The 433-nt window shown below is 40.0% G+C and carries 1 protein-coding gene; it reads left to right on the top strand.

The window, feature by feature from the left end; translation table 11 throughout:
• Positions 1–4 precede the first annotated feature (4 nt).
• The coding region (locus ACNFN4_RS22250; RefSeq protein WP_448200490.1) for a condensation domain-containing protein at positions 5–433 on the top strand (429 nt) is incomplete at its 3' end.

Below are 433 nucleotides of genomic sequence, written 5' to 3'. Positions count from 1 at the left end.
GTAGTTGGAAGGCAGTAGTACAGCATATAACATGGCGTCAGCGCTAGAAGTAACAGGTAACCTTGATTTAGAAAAAATACAACAAGCCATAGATCGCCTGATCCAGCGTCATGAGTCGCTGCGAACCAGTTTTGTCATGACAGAAGGAGAAACCTTTCAAGTCATTGCAGACGAGGTATTTTACCAAGTGGAATATGAAGAAACCGACAGCTACAGCGAAGCCGATATGGAATCATTTGTACGCCCGTTTGACATCGGAAAAGCACCACTTATGCGTTTTAAAGTAGTCAAAGAAAGAAATCGGAACAACTATATTTTACTATTCGATGTGCACCATATTATTTCCGATCATCAGACGCTAAATCTATTAATCGAAGATTTCTCACGATTGTATAACGGTGAAGAATTACAACCACTTGAACTCCAATACAAA

The organism is Bacillus sp. N1(2025) (assembly GCF_053470005.1).
Note: the sequence above shows the minus strand (reverse complement) of the source record. Positions and strands in the feature narration are given on the sequence as shown.